Source organism: Paenibacillus sp. FSL M7-0420, assembly GCF_038002345.1.
Taxonomy (GTDB): Bacteria; Bacillota; Bacilli; order Paenibacillales; family Paenibacillaceae; genus Paenibacillus_AQ.
The window spans coordinates 2,700,964-2,715,818 of record NZ_JBBOCJ010000001.1 but is presented as its reverse complement, the minus strand read 5'-3'; the positions used below and the strand labels follow the sequence as shown (position 1 = coordinate 2,715,818).

Annotated in this window: 15 protein-coding genes; 8 read left to right on the top strand and 7 right to left on the bottom strand. The window is 53.2% G+C overall.

Annotated features, from left to right (window positions below; translation table 11 throughout):
• Positions 1-39: 39 nt before the first annotated feature.
• Complete coding sequence (locus MKX51_RS11255; protein ID WP_340992401.1) at positions 40-645, top strand: histidine phosphatase family protein; 606 nt, start codon at positions 40-42, stop codon at positions 643-645.
• A gap of 132 nt (positions 646-777) precedes the next feature.
• On the opposite strand, the gene MKX51_RS11250 is transcribed toward MKX51_RS11255, so the two are convergent.
• A complete protein-coding gene (locus MKX51_RS11250) occupies positions 778-1,824 on the bottom strand; it encodes an aromatic ring-hydroxylating dioxygenase subunit alpha (protein WP_340941643.1) in 1,047 nt (348 codons plus the stop codon).
• Positions 1,825-2,173: 349 nt separating this feature from the next.
• On the opposite strand from MKX51_RS11250, the gene MKX51_RS11245 reads away from it, so the two are divergent.
• From MKX51_RS11245 to MKX51_RS11225, 5 genes are all read left to right on the top strand, one after another.
• Positions 2,174-3,004 carry a PRD domain-containing protein gene (locus MKX51_RS11245; protein ID WP_036729881.1) on the top strand — a complete coding sequence of 277 codons (831 nt, stop codon included), beginning with the start codon at positions 2,174-2,176 and terminating at the stop codon, positions 3,002-3,004.
• 138 nt (positions 3,005-3,142) lie between these two features.
• Positions 3,143-5,050, top strand: a complete 1,908-nt coding sequence (locus MKX51_RS11240) for a beta-glucoside-specific PTS transporter subunit IIABC (RefSeq protein WP_340992400.1) — start codon at positions 3,143-3,145, stop codon at positions 5,048-5,050.
• A 28-nt stretch (positions 5,051-5,078) separates the two neighbouring features.
• Complete coding sequence (locus MKX51_RS11235) at positions 5,079-6,536, top strand: glycoside hydrolase family 1 protein (protein ID WP_340941645.1); 1,458 nt, start codon at positions 5,079-5,081, stop codon at positions 6,534-6,536.
• Positions 6,537-6,541: 5 nt separating this feature from the next.
• Positions 6,542-7,492 (top strand): 2-keto-3-deoxygluconate permease, encoded by a 951-nt coding sequence (locus tag MKX51_RS11230; protein ID WP_340941646.1) that lies wholly within the window; start codon positions 6,542-6,544, stop codon positions 7,490-7,492.
• Positions 7,493-7,687: 195 nt separating this feature from the next.
• The gene (locus MKX51_RS11225; RefSeq protein WP_340941647.1) at positions 7,688-8,230 is read left to right on the top strand and encodes an NADPH-dependent FMN reductase; all 543 of its coding nucleotides are present in this window, start codon (positions 7,688-7,690) and stop codon (positions 8,228-8,230) included.
• Between the two features lie 119 nt (positions 8,231-8,349).
• On the opposite strand, the gene MKX51_RS11220 is transcribed toward MKX51_RS11225, so the two are convergent.
• Both MKX51_RS11220 and MKX51_RS11215 read right to left on the bottom strand, forming a co-directional pair.
• Positions 8,350-8,976, bottom strand: coding sequence for a hypothetical protein (locus MKX51_RS11220; RefSeq protein ID WP_340992399.1), 627 nt, complete (start codon positions 8,974-8,976; stop codon positions 8,350-8,352).
• Positions 8,977-9,132: 156 nt separating this feature from the next.
• Positions 9,133-10,194, bottom strand: a complete 1,062-nt coding sequence (locus MKX51_RS11215; protein WP_340992398.1) for a LuxR C-terminal-related transcriptional regulator — start codon at positions 10,192-10,194, stop codon at positions 9,133-9,135.
• A gap of 128 nt (positions 10,195-10,322) precedes the next feature.
• Here MKX51_RS11215 and MKX51_RS11210 point away from each other — a divergent pair, with 128 nt between their 5' ends.
• Entirely contained in the window at positions 10,323-11,450 is a 1,128-nt protein-coding gene (locus tag MKX51_RS11210; protein WP_340992397.1) for a saccharopine dehydrogenase family protein, read from the top strand.
• A 5-nt stretch (positions 11,451-11,455) separates the two neighbouring features.
• On the opposite strand, the gene MKX51_RS11205 is transcribed toward MKX51_RS11210, so the two are convergent.
• The 4 genes from MKX51_RS11205 to MKX51_RS11190 form a co-directional block, all read right to left on the bottom strand.
• Complete coding sequence (locus tag MKX51_RS11205; RefSeq protein ID WP_340992396.1) at positions 11,456-12,235, bottom strand: DUF817 domain-containing protein; 780 nt, start codon at positions 12,233-12,235, stop codon at positions 11,456-11,458.
• A 29-nt stretch (positions 12,236-12,264) separates the two neighbouring features.
• The gene (locus MKX51_RS11200) at positions 12,265-12,480 is read right to left on the bottom strand and encodes a helix-turn-helix domain-containing protein (RefSeq protein WP_340941652.1); all 216 of its coding nucleotides are present in this window, start codon (positions 12,478-12,480) and stop codon (positions 12,265-12,267) included.
• A gap of 10 nt (positions 12,481-12,490) precedes the next feature.
• Entirely contained in the window at positions 12,491-12,979 is a 489-nt protein-coding gene (locus MKX51_RS11195) for a DUF2975 domain-containing protein (RefSeq protein ID WP_340941653.1), read from the bottom strand.
• A gap of 99 nt (positions 12,980-13,078) precedes the next feature.
• Entirely contained in the window at positions 13,079-13,960 is an 882-nt protein-coding gene (locus tag MKX51_RS11190) for a LysR family transcriptional regulator (protein ID WP_340941654.1), read from the bottom strand.
• Positions 13,961-14,105: 145 nt separating this feature from the next.
• Here MKX51_RS11190 and MKX51_RS11185 point away from each other — a divergent pair, with 145 nt between their 5' ends.
• Positions 14,106-14,789, top strand: coding sequence for an O-methyltransferase (locus tag MKX51_RS11185; RefSeq protein WP_340941655.1), 684 nt, complete (start codon positions 14,106-14,108; stop codon positions 14,787-14,789).
• The last annotated feature ends 66 nt before the right edge of the window (positions 14,790-14,855 follow it).

The window sequence follows — 14,855 nt, the reverse complement described above, 5'->3', positions numbered from 1 at the left end:
CTTAGCAGGGTATCCTACTTAAAGGAGGCCGAAGAGCAGTTGGCGATTTATCTGGTAAGACACGGCAAGGACGACGAAGGATATCGCGGCGGATGGAGCCAGCGGGGACTAAATACCCAAGGCTACAGACAAGCCGAGAAGCTGGGCTGTTTTTTGAGAGAGAATTCGGCTTCATTCCCTATACAACGTATAGTCAGCAGCGATCTGCAGCGGGCGCTGGATACAGCCGGCGAGCTGGCAAGAGAGCTAGAATTACCCTTGGAGCGCAATATGGATTGGCGGGAGATGAACAATGGTGTGATCGCCGGCATGCCGAACGAAATCGTGAATGAACGTTACCCCGGCTTATACTTCTCAGGACTGCGGATGGACGAGCGTTACCCTGACGGAGAGAGTCCGCTCGAATTCTTCACACGGATTCAAGAGACCTTCACCCGGCTCTGCGAAGAGCATGCGGACAGCGGCCCCGATGATAACATAATTATTGTTACACACGGCGGTGTCATAAATATCATCTATCACATCATCAAAGGGATCGACTGGAATAACCGGGGCAGTAAATTCCCTGCTTCCTATGCCAGCCTGCACAGAATCGGGCTGGTGGACGGAAGATTGAGCCTGTCGCTGGAAAATTATACGGTCTAGCTGCTGCCGCCAGCTTTGCGTTTCGCAGCAGCCTCCACCCAATCAACACAACAGCACACGCCCGGCTGCCGAGCTTCTGCTCTCTGCTGCCGGGCGTGTGCTGTTAATAATGCCTAAGATTGAAATGATGAATCAGGACGTATAATTCTGCCCCAGCCCTAGACTGCTTAGCAGTTGTCTATAAGCAATGGAGGTGCGGTCTGCCGGAATATGGGCTTCAGCCTGCAGATCCAGCGGGAGATCCTCCGGCGTCTGCGATTCCACCATCTCCGCATCCTCCTGGAACACCTGCAGATTGAACTTCACCGTATCCTCCAAGGGAGCGTTCTTGTCAAAATTCCGCGAGATCGGGCAGAACAGCCGGGTATAACGGGCCGACACCGGAGATGCACAGTTCAGAATCTTCAGCCTGCCCTCATCCGGGAAATAGACCGTCAGCGATGCGGCGAACGGTGCGAATACACGGAACTCCCGCAGCCACTGGAAGCCTTCCGGTGCAGGATTCTCCTGCCCTTTGCCATAGTTGCTGACCGTGCTCCAGTATTCGGCCACCAGCTCCGTCTCTCCTTCACGCCACACCTTGTACTGGGGAACCTCTGTATTATTGCGGTCACCGAAGGTTGCCGTATGCACGTAAGCGAAATGGGATACATCAAGGAAGCCTTCCATCTGCCGCCCGGAGGAGCCGGCGATATCGAAGCTCGGAATCAGAATATTAATATAGTCGGGATCATCCCAGGCCGGGAAGGCGGGAATCTGCTCCGGCGCATCTGCCAGGCAGGTCCAGATCAGACCGTAGCGTTCGATGGCCGGATAGACAATCAATTTCAATTTGGGCGAGATTTTGGCGCTTGGATGTGCCGGTACCGCAGTACATTTCCCCTCACAATTATAGCGGAACCCGTGATACGGGCAGACAATCTCCCCGTTCTCCACCCATCCCTTACTCAGCGGGGCTCCCCGGTGAAAACACAGATCCCGGGCAATAACCACCTTGCCTCCGCTGCGGTAGCATACCAGCTTCATATCCAGCAGCTTCACGGCCACCGGCTGATCTTGTACCTCTGCTGCCGTAGCCACCGGATACCAGTACTGGGCCAGAATACGCCAGTCTTCAGGCGAGAAGGTGCAATCACGCGGGAGTTCAAGCTCTGTCTGCCGTTTCTTTTCCTCTATCATGGCTGCCCCACCTCTTCATATATTATAGATACATAAGATTGCTTAATTATATGTCAGAATAACTGACTTGTTGAGTGTATTTTAAGCTAATTTCATCATGACAATCAATTATTTCGCTGAATATTTCGTATTCGAGCCTAAAATTAGCTATTCAATGTTATGCGAAGTGACATATAAATTGATTTCTAATACCCATAAAATGCATGATTGACATTTCGAAGCTGCTGATTATAATAAGGTTATATTCCTTACACGGACTGTTACTGGGCAACCAGGCATGACCGAAAACGATTACATTTTTTTGTAATCCTTTTCGGTCATTTTTTATTTGGCGGGGAGGTGAGTATGTATGAAGGTCATCAAAAAAGTGAACAACAATGTAGCTATTGCTATTAATGACAACAATGAGGAAGTGTTTGTGGTTGGCAAGGGCGTTGGTTTCCCAAAGACCCCCTATCAGTTGACTGAAACCGATATGGTGGTGGAGAAAATCTTTGTCGCTCCCAAAAACATCCGCATGTACGACTTGTTGAACAGCATTCCGATTGAGCATATCTATCTGGCGGAAGAAGTCATTACCATGGGCAGCGACATTCTGCATAAGACGTTCAATACCAATCTGCTGCTCACTCTCTCTGACCATATAAGCTTTGCTCTGGCCCGAACCCGTGAAGGTGTCTCCATCAAGAATCCGCTGGAATGGGAAGTGCGCACCCTATACCCGGATGAGACCCGTGTAGGTGAAGCTGCAGTCCGGTTAATTGAAGCTACAGCGGGAGTCCGTCTCCCGGCAGCCGAAACGACCCTGATTGCCTTACATTTTGTGAATGCCCAGGTGGGGTCTGGAGAAATGAGCGATACAACCAAAATTACCACCGTTACCGGCGAGATGCTGTCCATCATCAAATACGCGCTGAAAATTGATTTTGAGGAAGAGTCCATTCACTTCATGCGCTTCGCCACCCATGTCCGCTATTTCATCATGCGGCAGATGAGCGGCAAGTCGCTGAAGAAAGAGAATGAAGCGTTGTTTGAGATGGTAACAGAGAAATTCCCGCGTGAACTGGAGTGTGTGGAGAAGATCGCGGCATTCCTGCAGAACAATTACGGCTGGAGCTGCACCAATGATGAGAAGCTGTATCTGATTCTTCACATTCAAAGGTTAATCTCCAACGACTAGCCGGCCCTGCCCGATAATTGCATACTATGAATTGGACTGTTACTGATTCGATCAGGCATGACCAAGCACACGGGAATGACGATTCCCTGGCTTGGTCATTTTTTTATTCCCAGACTACTTTATGTAAGGAGAATGGTCATGAACAACAAGGAATTGGCCCAAAACGTACTGGAGCTTGTAGGCGGCGAACGTAATATCTCATCGCTCACCCACTGTGCAACACGGCTGAGATTCGTGCTTAAAGAAGACAGAAAGGCCGATCTGAAGGTGCTGGACCGACTCGAAGGCGTACTGAAGGCGCAGAATGCAGGCGGGCAGGTTCAAGTGGTGGTCGGGAACAAGGTAGATGCTGTGTATGCTGAGCTGCGCAATCTCACCTCGGGGAACCTCCAGAGCGAAGACGGAGATGCAGCTCCCAAAAAGAAACAAAATCCGGTAAATGTGGTCCTTGAGACGATTGCAGGCATCTTCACTCCAGTGCTCCCGGCCTTGATCGGCTGCGGTATGATCAAGTGCGTGGCTACAGTATTGGCAGCGCTAGGATGGATGGAAGGCTCCGGGTTCCTGTCCATCGTCAATATGATTGGCGATCTGATTTTCTACTTCCTGCCCTTCTTCATCGCTGTAAGTGCTGCCCAGAAATTTAAAACCAATCCGTATCTGGCCGTTGCGCTTGCTGCCGGATTAATGCATCCCGTGATTCTGGATGGCGCAGCCAAAATTGCCGAAACCGGCGTGAAAACAATCGATTTCCTCGGCATGCCGATCCTGCTGATGAAATATTCCTCGTCGGTGATTCCAATCATTCTGGGCGTGTGGGTCATGAGCTACCTCTACCCTGTAGTGGACAAATTCATTCCCAAGTTTCTGCGGGTGCTCTTAACTCCAATGATTGTATTGTTCATCATGATCCCGCTGGAACTGATCGTACTTGGACCGGTCGGCTCTTATATCGGTACTTGGCTGACCGACGGCATCAACTACCTGTATGCAACCGTTGGCGTATTGGCAGGTACGATTCTTGGGTTCTTCAAGCCCATTATGGTTATGTTTGGCATGCATTACGCCATTATGCCGATCCAGATTCAACAGATTGCCAGCATAGGCTCAACCATGCTGCTGCCGGCCTCTCTTGCAGCTAACCTTGCCCAGGCGGGAGCCGCCTTCGGTGTCTTCGTCCTCACCAAGAGCAATACGATGAAATCCGCAGCCGGGTCCAGCGGCTTCACCGCCCTGTTCGGCATTACCGAGCCGGCGATTTACGGTGTGAATCTTCGTTACAAACGGCCGTTCTTTGCCGGGTGTGCGGCAGCCGGAATCGTAGGCGGTTTCTACAGTATTGTTCATGCGAGTGCAAATGCTATCGCCCTTCCGGGAGTCTTGGCCCTGGGAACGTATACAGCAGACCGATACGTCTATATTGTGATCGGGTCCATCGCAGCAGTCGTTCTGGGATTTGTATTCACCTTGCTCGCAGGCATCAAGGAAGATGCGGGCGGGCAAGCCACTACGAAGGCTAAGAAGAACGCCGCTTCGCCGGCAGCCGCTCAGGATGCCACCCCTTCGGTATCCCGCGCTGCGGATACCGCTGGTATGCTGATCGTCAGTCCGATGACAGGTGAAATTAAGCCGTTAGCCGAGGTTGAGGACCAAGCCTTTTCTCAGGAGCTGATGGGCAAAGGCATTGCTATTGTGCCGAGTGAAGGCAGAGTGTATGCCCCTTTTGACGGAGTGGTTGAGGCATTGTACAGAACCAAGCACGCCATCGGGCTTAAAGCTGCTAACGGCGTAGAAATACTGATTCATATCGGCGTAAATACGGTGAGCCTGAAAGGCAAACATTTCAAATCCTATGTAGAGCAAGGACAAGCCATACAAGCTGGTGATCTGCTGGTGGAATTCGATCCCGCAGGAATTATTGCCGATGGGTATCCTACCATTACCTCTATTGTCGTGACCAATATGCAGCAGTTCGCCGATGTACTGACGGCCTCTGATAGCGGTCCCATCCAAGAAAGCGGAGCACTGCTCAAACTGATTCCATAACTCATACCAATCAAGGAGGAACAATATCATGACACAGTCTCTATTTCCGGAAGGCTTCCTGTGGGGAGGCGCTCTCTCCGCCTGTCAGGCGGAAGGTGCATATAATGTAGACGGGAAGAGTCTGACCATTCCTGATGTGATGCAATTCAATAAGAATAATGATCGTAAAGTAACCAAGCAGTTGAGAATTAACCGCGAAATGATCGAGGAAGCCAAAAACGACCCGGATACTGTGAAATATCCAAAACGGCGCGGCATCGACTTTTACCACACCTTCCGTGAAGATATCGCTCTGTTCGCCGAAATGGGCTTCAAGGTATTCCGTTATTCTATCGCATGGGCGCGCGTGTTCCCTGGAGGGGATGATGCGGCCCCTAATGAGAAGGCGCTGCAATTCTATGATCAGGTGATTGAGGAGTGTCTGAAGCACGGCATGGAGCCGCTGATCACCATTAGTCATTTCGATACGCCAATCGTGCTGATTGACAAATTCGGCGGCTGGTATAACCGCAGGCTGGTGGACTTATATGTCAAATACTGCGAGGTGTTATTCAAGCGTTACAAGGGCAAAGTAAAGTATTGGGTGACGTTCAATGAGATCAATATGAGTGTCAAAGCCGGAGCAAAAACGCTCGGAATTATCGAATACGATAAACCGAATTATGAGGAAATGCTGTTCCAGGGCTTGCACCATCAGTTCGTGGCAGCCTCCAGAGCAACCAGACTGGCGCATAAGATTGATCCGGGTAACCAAATCGGCAGCATGGTAGCTTACTTCACTACCTATCCGTACACCTGCAAACCGGAGGATGCCCTCCAGATGCAGAAGGATGACCAGATGAAAAACCAGTTCTTCCTCGATGTCTTGAACCTGGGCGAATATCCTTATTACGCCAAGACTTATTTCAAAGACAAAAATATCACGCTGCACATCGAGGATGGCGATCTGGATAGCATCCGTGCACATACGGCGGATTACGTTGGTATGTCCTACTACAACTCCATGATCTCCAGCAGTGACACAGAGCAGCTCGAACTGACGGCAGGCAACGTACACAGTGTCTATAAAAACCCGCATTTGCCGGAAAATGAGTGGGGCTGGCAGATCGACCCTGTTGGGCTGCGGTATACGTTGAACCTGGTGTATGACCGCTACAATAAGCCTGTGTTTATTCTGGAGAACAGCTCAGGCTTCTACGACAAGTTGAATGAAGACGGTACTGTGAACGATCCTTACCGCATAGAATTCTTGAGAAAACATATCGAACAGATGGGGCTGGCCATTCAGGATGGTGTCGAAATGATAGGCTATACCATGTGGGGGCCGATTGACATGATCAGCTCTTCTACCTCGGAAATGAGCAAACGTTACGGGTTCATCTATGTGGATCAGGATGACTACGGCAACGGGACGATGAAGAGAACCCGCAAGGATTCCTTCTATTGGTATCAGAATGTTATCCGGACGAACGGGGCCGAGCTGTAGGCAGTATGAATATACTACGGTCTGTCCAAAAAATACCCGGCGGTCTGCTCATCGTCCCCATGCTTCTGGCAGCCGCCGTCAACACGGTGTTTCCGCAGCTGTTCGGCATTGGTGATCCTACAACCGCTCTGTTTACCTCCAGAGGAACGATGGTGCTTATCGGCTTGATCCTGTTTGTATCCGGGACGCAGTTGGACCTCCGCCTGCTCCCTGCTACACTGAAGCGCGCCGGGGTGCATGTTCTGGCAAGAATCCTGATCGCCTGGCTGATCGGCTGGGCCTTTGTGCAGGGGTTCGGCGCAGAGGGCTTCGGCGGCATCTCTGCCATTGCCTTCATCGCCGTGATGACAAGCTGCAATCCGGGGCTATATCTGGCACTGATGCATTCTTATGGAGATGAGATGGATCAGGCTGCCTTTGGAATTCTGAACCTGATCGCTGTTCCGGTCATTCCGGTCATGATCCTGAATTCGGCCAGCGGGGCAGGAATTGATTATCTTAGCGTGGCGGCCACGCTGCTCCCTTTTGCCGTAGGTATACTACTTGGCAATCTTGATGCTAACCTTCAGAAGATGTTTGCTCCGGGAACAGTGATCCTATTGCCATTCCTCGGCATCAGCTTCGGGTCTAGCATCAACCTGAGCCTGGCCTTCCGGTCGAGCTTATCCGGTCTGTTGCTAACCTTACTCTTTTTCCTGCTTTGTCTGCTGCCGCTGGTTATGATTGACCGTCACTTGTTAAAACGCCCGGGGTATGCAGCGGCGGCTACCTGTTCAGTCGCTGGTCTATCGATGGTCGTGCCCGGGATGGCTGCCGGATTCAACCCGGCTTATGCTCCTTATGCAGATACAGCTATAGCACAGATTGCTTTTACTGTTATCCTGACTTCCATCACCATACCTTATGTGGTTAAACGGCTGGCCGGAAAAGTGAAATCGGCCGAAGCCCGCCATTAGCTGCAACTAGAGACATAACACCAATTGCGGTCCATTGCCTTCCCAGATTCGGGTCTGCGATTGGGCCGCTTTAATTTTTAGCTAAAAATTTAACTAGGTTTCAAAATTTCACTTGCTTTATTAAAGTTATCATCTATAATAAAAACATATCAAACAAAACAAATTACGGAAAACAAAATTCGAGGAGGAATTACAATGACAACACTTAACATCGGAATTATTCTCGGAAGCACACGCCAGGGCCGCGTCAGCCCGCAGGTAGGCGAATGGGTGAAGGGAATTGCTGACGCCCGTGGCGATGCCAATTACGAAATCGTAGATATTGCCGACTTCAAGCTGCCGCTGCTCGGGGAGAGCGACAGCTACGCCGAAGCCCAGGCCTGGGCCGCCAAGCTGGCTACGCTGGACGGATTCGTATTCATCGTCCAAGAATATAACCACAGTCTCTCCGGGGCACTGAAGAACGCACTGGATTCTGCCCGCGAAGAATGGAACAACAAGGCTGCCGGAATTGTCAGCTACGGCTCCGCCGGTGGCGCCCGCGCCGCTGAGCATCTGCGCGGTATTCTCGGCGAGTTGTCCGTTGCCGATGTTCGCGTCCACCCGCTGCTCTCGCTGTTCACCGACTTCGAGAACGGCTCGGTGTTCAAGCCGGCTGACCTGCATGCTGCCAACGTCAACGCGATGCTGGATCAGGTCTTGGCCTGGAGCGGCGCGCTGAAGACACTGCGCTCGTAATTAACCCGGCAGAATAATACCGGCTGCAATTCATCCTAAGTTAAAGGGGGCTGTCTCAAAAGTCATGAAATGGCTGCTTGGGACAGCTCTTTATTGCGGAGTGGGACCAACGTGAGCACTTAGGTGGACGCTCCGCAAACGGACCGTTGTTCCAATCGCTGTTGTGTCCAGATTTTTTTCATTCCCCTTAGCGGTGAAAATCCGGACACAAAGGCGACCGCTTCCGCTTTTACACAATCGTTCCGTCCGCACCGCTGTTTAAGTGGGAAACGACTCATCCATGCTAAAAAAGAAACAAAAAAATCGCTCAGAGGACGTTCGCCAGTTGCGTAAGGATGTGTTGCCTTAAAAGACGACCCATTCGCTGTACGCTGAATGACAGAACCGGAAATTGCTTGGACAACTGAAGAACAATCGAGGCTTCCGGGGATTTCTGCAAGTGGCTGTCGTCGCTCATAGAAAATCACTTTTGAGACAGCCCCTTTCAGTTCTCCATCCGGCCCACTTCCGGCCGATTTAATGGGATTTATCCCTTTCATTTCCCCATCCGGCCCGCTTCCGGCCGATTTAATGGGATTTATCCCTTTCATTTTCCCATCCGGCCCGCTTCCGGCCGATTTAATGGGATTTATCCCTTTCATTTTCCCATCCGGCCCACTTCCGGCCGATTTAATGGGATTTATCCCTTTCATTTTCCCATCCGGCCCGCTTCCGGCCGATTTAATGGAGCTGTCCCAAGCAGCCATTTCATGGCTTTTGGGACAGCCCCTTGTGACATGTAGCAAAATAACACAGTCTTGAGCGCGAGAAGGCGAAACAGATATGACTAGAGAGCAGCGAAATGTTAAGGCTGAAAGACATCACTGCTACTTCTCTTTTGGACCCGGCCCCCCCCACCTCCTCTATCGTGAAAACAGCCGGCTGATCAGCTCTCTGCGGCTGGACACGCCTGTCTTGGCGAAGATGGACTTCAAATGATCCTGCACGGTGTAGGCGGAGATATGCAGCGATTCCGCCAGCTCCTTGGTCGATAACCCCAGCGCCAGCAGCTCTGCCAGCTCCTTCTCCCGCGCAGTAAGGGCGAAGGCTTCGGCCAGCAGCCGGAAGACATCCCCGGAGCGGGCACTCACCAAGGATACGGCGAGCTGTCTCTGCGGGCCGCCAAGCAAACTTGCGGTAACTGTCAGATACGCCCCGTCTCCGGTTGGGAGACTTATTCTTGCCTGAGAAGTCCCGGTTCCGGCGGGCTTCTTCGCGCCGAGCACCCGCAGGCAGACGGCACGCACCGGACCGGGAAGCTGCCCTTCTTCCAGCAGCTCCAGGTTCCAGATCTGCTTCAGCCAGTAACGGGCTGCTGCATTCGCACTGACCGGGACCAGCTGCTCACTCAGCACCAGAATACCGTTATCCTCCGGCACGGCCCGGTCCGCTCCGGATACCGGCAGGACAGAGGCATACGCCCGCAGACGTTCAGCGATCAGCGGAGCTACCGAAGCCAGCAAGGCGCATTCCTGCTCCTGAAACGCCGGCTGGCCCAGCGGACGGAATAAGGTCAGGAACCCCCAGCAGACCCCGCCGGTGCGCAGCGCTACACGCAGCTCATCCCCGAATCCGGCGGGCTGCAGCACCTTGCGGTAACGCGCGCTTTTCTCCAGACTTCCCCCGGTCACTCCGCTTAAGCAGACTGCCGGAATATCCGACACCGCTAACTGCTCATACTTCATATAATCCTCATGCAGATATTCATACTCGAACAATAGCGGATGAACCTCCTCCAGTCCCTGCTCCGTGACCGCCCCTGTGGTTAAAAGCGTGTGCGGGTCTACTGTCGTACAACAGGCCGCAGCGAACGGAACCAGCAGGCGGAGCCTGGCAATCACCGCTTCGCGGTACTGCTGGGAATCCAGCACCGGCCCGCCCCGGGCAGGGTCAAGCTGTAATAGACTATGTACTCCCTTGTTCATCTTCTGCCCTTCCCTCCCCGAAATCCCACAAATGTGGGATAGTCTGCCGCCCGCCTTAGCAGGATAATGATACGTAACGTTAATTATACCGCAGATTCTGCAATCCACCACGAAGGACGGGAATACTCATGAAAACAGATATTGTAGTGATCGGCGGTTACGGGCATGTCGGGTCACAGATATGCCGGCTACTCGGGGCACAGCACCCCGGCAAGGTCTACGCGGCAGGAAGAAACCTGAACCGGGCCGAGGAATTCTCCCGCAGTACCGGCGGATACGTGAAGCCGCTGCGCCTGTCGGCAGAGAAGCCGCTTCCCCCTGAGCTGCTGGAGAAGGTCAAGCTGGTCGTCATGTGTCTGGATCAGCAGGACACCCGGCTGGCCGAAGCCTGCCTCCAGAGCGGCACTCATTATGTAGATGTCTCGGCAAGCGGAGACTTCCTGACTATGCTGCAAAGGCTGGACCCTGTGAAGCATAAGCTCAAGGCGGCAGCAGTGCTAAGTGTCGGGCTCGCGCCGGGGTTAACCAACCTGCTTGCGGCAAGGGCCGTCCAGGAGCTGGACCATACAGAGCAGATCGACATCTCGATCATGCTGGGACTGGGTGACAGCCATGGACAGGCGGCTATGGAGTGGACGGTGGACAACCTTGGAGCCGACTTCGAGATTACCGAGCACGGCAGACCGCGCACCGCCTCAAGCTTCACGGAGGCTAAGGCGGCGGATTTCGGCTTTGCTCTGCGGACGCATAGAGCCTACCGTTTTCCTTTTTCGGATCAGATGACTCTGCCTCAGACCCTTGCCGTACCTTCCGTCTCGACCCGGCTCTGCTTCGATTCTCGGAGCATGACCACAGCCGCAGCGCTGCTGCGCCGCACCGGACTCTCCCGTCTGCTGCGTAACCGGACACTCCGCAACCTCGCGGTCCAGGCGTTCACCCGCTTCCGTTTCGGCTCCGAGCGCTACGCGGTCAAAGTCGATGCCTGCGGCACGAAGGATGACAGGCCCGCCACCAGAGAATACGGAATTACAGGCGTACATGAAGCATCCATCACAGCGGCAACGGCTGCTGGAGTCGCCTTGAGACTCTATGAGTCAGCACCGTCTCCCGGTGTCTATCATATTGAACAGCTATTCTCCCTTGATTCCAACGGGGAACAATGTTCGCTAATCCCGTCCGTCTCCGGCGGAACCGGACCGTCCTTCCGTAATCCGCTGGACGGCCTGGCTTATTGGACCCGGTCCGGCAGGCCATGATGGCCTTAACTGTGTCCCCCGCCGCTCCGCCCGGCCTTCACATGCTTAAGCTGGGCGACAATAATCACGCTGATAATTACCAGCAGGAACCATGAGCTGATCTTGCCGAAGCCGACCAGCTGCCAGCTCCCGTGCTGGTCCGGGTATTGCCACGCCCCCAGGAAGGTCGCAATATTCTCGGCCAGCCAGATGAAGAAGCCTACAATGGCAAAAGCCAGCACAAGCGGCATCCGGTACGTCTTGCCCTGCACCCGGTAGATGATCCAGGTTCTCCAGAATACCACTACTACCAGGGCTGTCAGCCACCAGCGGAAATCCGGAATATAGTGGTGGGTGAAGAAGTTCAGGTAGATCGCTCCGCCCAGCAGTCCCGCAGCGGCAAGACCCGGCCAGCCGGTCAACTCCATCTTCAGCCTGCGCCAGATCTGGCACATGTAGCTTGCCACACTGGCATACATGAATCCGCTGTACAGCGGCACACCGAGCAGCTTCGCATAACCGGGTTCCGGGTAGGCCCAGGAGCCCATTCTTATTTTATACATCTCCAGCACCAGTCCAATCCCATGAAACACACAGATCACCTTGATCTCATCCAGCGTCTCCAGCCCGCTCCGGTACATCAGGTACTGCACAGTAAGCAGGATCAGCAGAATCAGATCATAGCGGTGGATGAACGGCAGCTCTGCTGTCCGGGTCAGGATTAACGTTCCGAAGATCGCTACAGGAAAGATACAGCTCATCGCCTGATGATACCCGAAGTGCAGCAGCCGTGTCATGGCTCTCAATACCGTCCCCTCCCCGCTCCCTGTGCCCATTATTCTGCAGCATCCGGTGTATATTCCAGAATATCTCCCGGCTGGCAGTCCAGTGCCTTACATATTGCCTCAAGCGTTGAGAAGCGGATCGCCTTGGCCTTGCCGTTCTTCAGAATGGACAGGTTCGCCATCGTAATTCCCACCCGCTCCGTAAGCTCTGTTACACTCATTTTCCGCTTAGCCAGCATCACATCAATATTAACGATAATCGCCATGGTAGCCACCTCAGACTGTCAGATCGTTCTCAGATTTCAATTCAATCGCTTCATTCAGGAGCTTCTGGAGCACCGCCGCGAATACTGCAATCACCATGGATGCGAAAATAAGGATCAGCCCGATCACAATAATGCCCGGGGCATCATCCCTCTCCGCCAGCAGATAGAACAGCGGCAGTCCTAAGGTGAACATTCCGCTAATGGACACAGCCGCATGCTTGATATGCTTCAGCACCCGCACCGAGCCCTCCGCGAACGCCTCATTACGGTCAATGAAGCCTAACAGCCTGTAGGCCTGGGACAGTGCTATGAAGAACGGCAGAGCCGCCCCGTACAGATCTATCATCACCAGCACCTGGATATACGAATGGTCTGGATACAGCTCCGCCGCGAAGCCAGCGATCGCCGGGACCGCGAAGATACACAAGGCCAGCGCAGCCAGCGCGAACACAATAAGTACCGCCTTCAGAAACGTGGTTGAGCCTGGCTTACGGTTCATCACACAAACACCTCACTTGTTAGAGTGAGTATAATTTAGCATAATATTTATCGTTTATCAATATATTTTAATTGAAAAGGAATATATTCTTATTGTTCATCATTGCCGGCAGATGTCAATAAACCGCTGTAGCCCGGCTGACAGGGTCTCGTTCTTGCGTGTACAGACAGCAATATGGTTGCTAAGCTGAATGCCCTCCACCTGTACCCGGCATAACTGCTTCCACTCCACATAGTCCCGCACAGCCAGTGAGGAGATGAAGTTGGCGCCATACCCTGCCATGACCGAACGAATGACTTCGCCCAGCCCGCTGAATTGCAGGGTCACACGCGGCGGCTTCAGACCATAGGTTGTACAGAGCGAGACCAGACGCTCCCGGGTGGAGCTGCCTTCCTCACGCATTACGAACGGCTCCTGCATCATCTCCGGCAGCGATACCGTACCATTGGCAAAAGGATGGGAAGGGGCCACTACGAACCACAGCTCATCCTCAAACAGCTCCAGCCAGTCTACATCCTCAGGCTTCTCCTTGGCTCCGCCACCGTAAAAGGCGACATCCGCTTCATGACGCTGCAATTGTTCAAAGGCCTGCGTGGAATTGGTCGTGGTTATCTCAATCTCCATCTCGGGCTGCCCCGCCTTGAACCGGGCGGCCCAGCCCGGGACCAGGAAATTCGCCGGAAGATAGGTGGCGGCAATGCGCAGCTTCCCCTTCCGTCCCTGGCGGTAATCCTCTACGAACTCCTCAATCCGTTCTTCATAGGTGAAGAGATTACCGGCCTGCTTCGCCAGCTCTGTCCCGAAGGGAGTCAGCGAGATTCCCCGGCCGCTGGGATTGAATAGCGGCAGTCCCAGATCCTTCTCCAGCCTCTTGATCTGGCTGGTCACCGCCGGCTGGCTGATCCTCAGCCGGGCAGCCGCCTTCGTGACGCTTCCCGTCTCAGCCACATAATAAAAAAGCCTCAGTGCATGAATGTTCATAAACACGCTCCTATTCATGGGTTGTATTCATAACCTATATTTATGATTATGACATTAACATATATTAGTATTATGAATGATAAACCCTTATATTTAAAGCAGTTCTAATCCACTAATACAAAACACAACTAACGGAGGGATTCACATGGAAGAACAAAGTAAATGGAGTAAGGTCGATACCTATTTCAGTGACAGGTTGCTGGCTGCAGATCCGGTCCTGGACGCTGTGCTGGATGCGAATGCCGGGGCCGGCTTACCGGCGATTGATGTCGCTCCGAATCAGGGGAAGCTGCTGTATCTGCTCGCCAAAATGAAGGGAGCGTCCAACATTCTGGAGATCGGCACCCTGGGCGGTTATAGCACCATCTGGCTGGCGCGGGCATTGCCGGAGACGGGCAGGCTGGTCTCGCTGGAATTCGAGCACAAGCATGTTGTGGTAGCTGAGGATAACCTGAGAATGGCGGGGCTGGCAGACAAGACAGAGGTAATTGAAGGCCCGGCGCTGGATTCGCTGGCGCTGCTGGAAGCCCGGGGCGATGAGCCGTTTGACTTCATCTTCATTGATGCCGACAAGCCTAATAATCCGCATTACCTGAAGTGGGCGCTGAAGCTGGCCCGGCCGGGCGCGGTCATTGTGGCTGATAACGTAGTGCGTGACGGCGAGGTTATTGACCCGGGCAGTAAGGATGACCGGGTTCAAGGTATCCGGCAGTTCATGGAGCTGCTCGCCGCAGAGCCGCGTATAGATGCTACTGCAATACAGACGGTCGGCAGCAAGGGCTATGACGGCTTTGTGCTCGGGATTGTCACCACACAAAATAACCCCTAAGGATAACGAATAACCCGCAGGCAAGGATAGCAGTGCTTATCCGGCCTTGCGGGTTATTGGTTGTTG

What these genes read in the sequence shown, in the direction of transcription:
- MKX51_RS11230 (WP_340941646.1), top strand. Translation starts at nt 6,542, where the DNA reads ATGAATATACTACGGTCTGTCCAAAAAATACCCGGCGGTCTGCTCATC.
- MKX51_RS11220 (WP_340992399.1), bottom strand. Translation starts at nt 8,976, where the DNA reads ATGGCTGCTTGGGACAGCTCCATTAAATCGGCCGGAAGCGGGCCGGAT.
- MKX51_RS11240 (WP_340992400.1), top strand. Translation starts at nt 3,143, where the DNA reads ATGAACAACAAGGAATTGGCCCAAAACGTACTGGAGCTTGTAGGCGGC.
- MKX51_RS11250 (WP_340941643.1), bottom strand. Translation starts at nt 1,824, where the DNA reads ATGATAGAGGAAAAGAAACGGCAGACAGAGCTTGAACTCCCGCGTGAT.
- MKX51_RS11225 (WP_340941647.1), top strand. Translation starts at nt 7,688, where the DNA reads ATGACAACACTTAACATCGGAATTATTCTCGGAAGCACACGCCAGGGC.
- MKX51_RS11215 (WP_340992398.1), bottom strand. Translation starts at nt 10,194, where the DNA reads ATGAACAAGGGAGTACATAGTCTATTACAGCTTGACCCTGCCCGGGGC.
- MKX51_RS11185 (WP_340941655.1), top strand. Translation starts at nt 14,106, where the DNA reads ATGGAAGAACAAAGTAAATGGAGTAAGGTCGATACCTATTTCAGTGAC.
- MKX51_RS11190 (WP_340941654.1), bottom strand. Translation starts at nt 13,960, where the DNA reads ATGAACATTCATGCACTGAGGCTTTTTTATTATGTGGCTGAGACGGGA.
- MKX51_RS11210 (WP_340992397.1), top strand. Translation starts at nt 10,323, where the DNA reads ATGAAAACAGATATTGTAGTGATCGGCGGTTACGGGCATGTCGGGTCA.
- MKX51_RS11200 (WP_340941652.1), bottom strand. Translation starts at nt 12,480, where the DNA reads ATGGCGATTATCGTTAATATTGATGTGATGCTGGCTAAGCGGAAAATG.
- MKX51_RS11235 (WP_340941645.1), top strand. Translation starts at nt 5,079, where the DNA reads ATGACACAGTCTCTATTTCCGGAAGGCTTCCTGTGGGGAGGCGCTCTC.
- MKX51_RS11245 (WP_036729881.1), top strand. Translation starts at nt 2,174, where the DNA reads ATGAAGGTCATCAAAAAAGTGAACAACAATGTAGCTATTGCTATTAAT.
- MKX51_RS11195 (WP_340941653.1), bottom strand. Translation starts at nt 12,979, where the DNA reads ATGAACCGTAAGCCAGGCTCAACCACGTTTCTGAAGGCGGTACTTATT.